Here is a 4,792-nt window from a genome sequence, read left to right on the forward strand (position 1 = left end):
CTGGCCGCGGAGCTGGCCACCCGGCGGCGCGGGCCCGGCGGGGAGGTCCTGCTGGTCGACGCCGACACCTACGGCGGCGCCGTCGGGGCGGTCCTCGGGCTGCTCGACGAGGCTCCGGGCCTGGCCGCCGCGGTCCGCGCGGCGACGGCGGGCCACCTCGACCGGGTGACGCTCGCCGGCCTGACGCCGCTGGTCCACGACGGCCTGCGCATCCTGACGGGCATCAGCCGGGCGGCGCGGTGGCCCGAGATCTCCGACGCCGGGCTGGAGGTGCTGTGGCCCGTCTGCCGCCGCCTCGCGTCGACGACGGTCGTCGACACCGGCTTCTGCCTGGAGGAGGACGAGGTCCTCAGCTACGACACCCGCGCGCCGCGACGCAACGCGGCGACCCTGTCCGCCCTGGCCGCGGCGGACGTCGTCGTCGTCGTGGGCGCGGGCGACCCGCTGGGGCTGCAGCGCCTCGTGCGCGGGCTGGGCGAGCTCGCCGAGAGCAAGGCCGGTGCGGGATCCCGCCCGGACCGGCGAGTGGTCGTCGTCAACCGCGTGCGGCCGGGGGCGGCCGGCCCTCGTCCCGCCGAGGCCGTGCGCGACGCTCTGCGCCGGTACGCCGGCGTGGAGGACGTGCACGTGCTGCCCGACGACCCGACGGTCTGCGACGCCGCCCTGCTCGCCGGGCGGAGCGTCGTCGAGCACGCGCCCGGGACACCCCTGTGCCGGGCGGTGACGCGCCTCGCCGACGACGTGCTCGCAGCGCTGACGCCGGTGGGGGCACACTGAGGCCGTGCGCATCTACGTCCCCGCGAGCCTGCCCGAGCTCGCCACCTCGTCCGGCCTGACCGCCCGGCTCGTCCACGCCGTCACGCCCGGCCTGCGGGAGGCGCTGCCGGACGAGGACGAGGAGGGCCTGGAGTACGCCGCGCAGCTGCTGGCGGCGGACGACAGCCTCGACCTCCTGGAGGACCTGCCGCCGGCCGCGCGCCGCCGGGTCGTCGTCGCCGCGGACGTGCCGGAGAGCCTCGTGGAGCCGGTCGAGGAGGGCGAGGCCCACACGCCGAGCGTCGTGCGCCTGCTCGCGGGCGTCGGCTGGGGCGACGTCGCGTGCGCCCACGTCGACGAGGCGGCCGCCGAGGCCGACGTCACGGCGACGCTCGCGGGGGACGACGACGCCGCCGAGCGCCTCGCCGAGCGTGACCTGCTCTGGTACGACGTCAGCGAGCTGGCGACCCTGGGCCGCAGCGGCCGCTGACGGGACCGCGGACGGAACCGCTGACGGGACCGGGGACCCGGCCGCGCGGTCCGTCGCCGAGCGGTCGCCCGGTCACTCGCCGAACGGGTCCAGGAACGCCCGGACCTGGTCGTGCAGGACGCCGTTCGTGGCGAGGGCGGACCCGCCGAAGGGACCCGGCACGCCGCTCAACGACGTGAAGCGGCCGCCGGCCTCCGTCACGATCGGCACGAGCGCCGCCATGTCGTGCAGCGCCAGCTCCGGCTCGGCCGCGATGTCCACGGCACCCTCGGCGACGAGGACGTAGGACCAGAAGTCGCCGTACGCCCGGGTCCGCCAGGTCGCGCGCGTGAGGTCCAGGAACCCCTCGAGCCGCCCCTGCTCCTCCCAGCCGGACAGGCTCGAGTACGACAGCGACGCGTCCTCGAGGCGGCTCACCTGCGAGACCTGCAGCCGCGTCGCCGACGCCAGCGAGCGACCGGTCCACGCGCCGCTGCCCTCCGCCGCCCACCAGCGCCGCCCGAGCGCCGGGGCGCTCACGACGCCGAGCACGGGCCGGCCGGCGTCGACCAGGGCGATGAGGGTGGCCCAGACCGGCACGCCCCGCACGAAGTTCTTGGTCCCGTCGATCGGGTCGATGACCCACTGCCGCGGCCCGTGGCCCGTCGTGGGCATCTCCTCGCCGACGACCGCGTCCCGCGGGCGGGTCCGGGCGAGCTGGGAGCGCACGATCTCCTCGGCCTGGCGGTCGGCGTCGGTGACCGGCGTCGTGTCCGGCTTCGTCTCCACGCGCAGGTCGAGCGCCTTGAACCGGCTCGTCGTCAGGCCGTCCACCTGGTCCGCGATCACGTGGGCGAGGCGCAGGTCGTCGTCGTACCCGGAGCGGATGGTCATGGCTGCACCGTAGCGGCCACCGTGCGGGCCGTGAGCAGCCGTCGGAACGAGTCGACACGCGCGGCCCGCTCACCGGACTCGGTCGCGGCGTCGTCGTCGGCCCCCGCTGTGCTCCCGGCACCCGCCTCCACCCACTCGTCGAGGCCGCAGTCCGGTGCCTCGGCCGCGTGGGAGCACCCTCGCGGGCAGCGCTCCTCGGCCACCTCGGCGAGGTCGGCGAAGGCCTGCAGCAGGTCCTCCGGCCCGACGTGCGCGAGCCCGAACGAGCGGACGCCCGGGGTGTCGATCACCCAGCCGTCGTGCCCCGGCAGTCGGAGGGCCACGGCGGAGGAGGACGTGTGCCGACCGCGGCCGGTCACGTCGTTGACCCCGCCCGTGGCCCGGCGGGCGTCCGGGACCAGCGCGTTGACGAGGGTCGACTTGCCCACACCGGAGTGGCCGACGAGCACCGAGGTGCGCCCGGTCAGCCGGCTCCGGACGTCATCGAGACCGTGGATCCCGCGGGCGTCGTCGGCGCCGGGGGCCGCCGTGAAGGAGGTGACGACGACGTCCACGCCGATCGGTGCGTAGAGGGCCACGAGCTCGTCCGGGGACGCCAGGTCGGCCTTGGTCAGGCAGAGCAGGACGTCCATGCCCGCGACGTAGGCCGCGACGACGCAGCGGTCGATCATCCGGGTGCGGGGCTCGGGGTCCGCGAGGGCCGTCACGACGACGAGCTGGTGGGCGTTGGCGACGATGACGCGCTCGATCGGGTCGGTGTCGTCGGCGGTCCGTCGCAGCACCGTGGTGCGGTCCGCGACCCGGACGATCCGCGACAGGGAGCCGACGGCGCCGCTCGTGTCACCGACCACGTCGACCCGGTCGCCGCAGACGACGCGTTCGCGCCCCAGCTCCCGGGCCCGCATGGCCGTCACGACGCGCTCCGACGGCTCGCCCTCCGCGACGAGCAGGGTGTAGCGACCGCGGTCGACGCCGGTCACCAGGGCGGGGACCGCGTCGTCGTGGCTGGGCCGCTGCTTCGTCCGCGGGCGTGAGCCGCGCGGGTTCGGCCGGGAGCGGACGTGGCTCTCGTCGTAGCGGCCGGCGAGGCGGCTCACGGGGCCGCCCCCGGGCCGGTGGCACGCCTCGCCGCGGACGCGATCTGCACGGTCGCCACCGGGTCGTCAGCCGTCCGTCGGGGCGCCGGGGGTCGTGCCGGTACCGGTACCGGTGCCCAGGCCTGCCCCCGTGCCCAGGCCTGCTGCCGTGCCCAGCATGCCGAGCCACATCCCGACGAAGTCCGGGAGCGTCTTGCCGGTGGTCGCCACGTCGACGACGTCGACGCCCGGGACGCGGAGCCCGATCAGGGCCCCCGCCGTGGCCATGCGGTGGTCGTGGTAGGTCTCGAACCGGGCGCCGTGCAACGGGGCGGGCGTGATCACCAGGCCGTCGGAGGTCTGCTCGGCGCGCCCGCCCAGACGGGTGATCTCCGTGGCCAGGGCCAGGAGGCGGTCCGTCTCGTGCCCCCGGATGTGCGCGATGCCGCGCAGGCGCGTGGGGGAGTCGGCGAGCGTGGCGAGCGCGGCGATCGTCGGCGCCAGCTCGCCGGCCTCGTGCAGGTCGACGTCGATGCCGTGCACCGCGCCCGTGCCGGTCACCGCGAGGACCTCGCCGTCGCGCTCCACGACGCCCCCCATCGCCGTGAGCAGCTCCGGCAGGAGCATGCCCGGCTGGGTGCTGCGCTCCGGCCAGCCCGGGACGCGCACGGTGCCCCCCGCGACGAGGGCGGCGCACAGGAACGGCGCCGCGTTCGACAGGTCCGGCTCGACCCGGAGGTCCCGTCCGCGCACCGGACCGGGCGCGACCCGCCAGATCCCCGGCCGGGACGCGTCGACGTCGACCCCTGCCTCCCGCAGGACCGCGACGGTCATCTCGATGTGGGGCAGGCTCGGGAGGGTCGGGCCGGTGTGCCGCAGCTCCAGGCCGTCCTCGAACCTCGCCGCGGCGAGGAGGAGGCCGGACACGAACTGCGAGGACCCGCTCGCGTCGACGTCGACGTGCCCGCCCCGCAGTCGCGGCGGCCCGGTGACCGTGAAGGGGAGGGTCCCGCGACCCTCGTCCTCGACGCGGACGCCGAGGGCCTCGAGCGCCCGCAGCACCGGTCCCATGGGGCGGACCCGCGCGGGCGGCTCGCCGTCGAACCGGACGGGGCGGCCCAGCAGGGCGGCGACCGGCGGGAGGAAGCGCATGACGGTCCCGGCCAGCCCGCAGTGCACCGCGGCGGGCACCGCCGCGCTGGTCCCGGCGCTCGGGGGCGCCGCGGGGAAGGGCGTGACCGACCAGTCGGAGCCGTCCCGGTCCACGGGCGCGCCGAGCGCGGTGAGGGCCTCGGCCATCCGCAGCGTGTCGCTCGAGGCCAGCGCACCGCGGACGACGCCGGGCGCCTCCGCGATCGCGGCCAGCACGAGGTAGCGGTTCGTCAGCGACTTCGACCCCGGGACGTCCACGGTCGCATCGAGGGCAGCGAGCGCGACGGGGGCCGCCAGGACCCCGTCCGCCCCCACCGGGTGCGCGGACGGGTCGCGGGGGGCGGGCCGGGGGTCGCCCGCGGTCGTGGAGGCCGTCGACGTCATGGTGCGAGGCTACCGGCGGCGCCGGTGCGTCCCGGCGGGCGTCCGCAGCCGGCGGCCCGGG

Annotated in this window: 5 protein-coding genes; 2 read left to right on the forward strand and 3 right to left on the reverse strand. The window is 77.1% G+C overall.

Going from position 1 to position 4,792, the window contains the following annotated elements; genetic code table 11:
* Both N866_RS21550 and N866_RS16455 read left to right on the forward strand, forming a co-directional pair.
* A partial coding sequence (locus N866_RS21550; protein WP_034228412.1) for a CpaE/TadZ family protein occupies nt 1-777 on the forward strand: 777 nt, incomplete at its 5' end.
* 4 nt (nt 778-781) lie between these two features.
* Nucleotides 782-1,246 carry a DUF6912 family protein gene (locus N866_RS16455; RefSeq protein ID WP_034228414.1) on the forward strand — a complete coding sequence of 155 codons (465 nt, stop codon included), beginning with the start codon at nt 782-784 and terminating at the stop codon, nt 1,244-1,246.
* 72 nt (nt 1,247-1,318) lie between these two features.
* Here the strand turns inward: N866_RS16455 and hisN are convergent, their stop codons facing one another.
* The 3 genes from hisN to aroA all read right to left on the reverse strand — a co-directional run bounded on the left by hisN (nt 1,319) and on the right by aroA (nt 4,731).
* Nucleotides 1,319-2,119: a histidinol-phosphatase gene (gene hisN, locus N866_RS16460; protein WP_034228417.1), complete on the reverse strand. Its 801-nt coding sequence runs from the start codon at nt 2,117-2,119 to the stop codon at nt 1,319-1,321.
* The gene (gene rsgA, locus N866_RS16465; protein WP_034228420.1) at nt 2,116-3,216 is read right to left on the reverse strand and encodes a ribosome small subunit-dependent GTPase A; all 1,101 of its coding nucleotides are present in this window, start codon (nt 3,214-3,216) and stop codon (nt 2,116-2,118) included. Before rsgA ends, hisN begins: the two co-directional genes overlap by 4 nt.
* A gap of 66 nt (nt 3,217-3,282) precedes the next feature.
* Nucleotides 3,283-4,731, reverse strand: a complete 1,449-nt coding sequence (aroA, locus tag N866_RS16470; protein WP_081802748.1) for a 3-phosphoshikimate 1-carboxyvinyltransferase — start codon at nt 4,729-4,731, stop codon at nt 3,283-3,285.
* Nucleotides 4,732-4,792 lie beyond the last annotated feature (61 nt).

This window comes from Actinotalea ferrariae CF5-4 (assembly GCF_000603945.1).
Lineage (GTDB): Bacteria > Actinomycetota > Actinomycetes > Actinomycetales > Cellulomonadaceae > Actinotalea > Actinotalea ferrariae.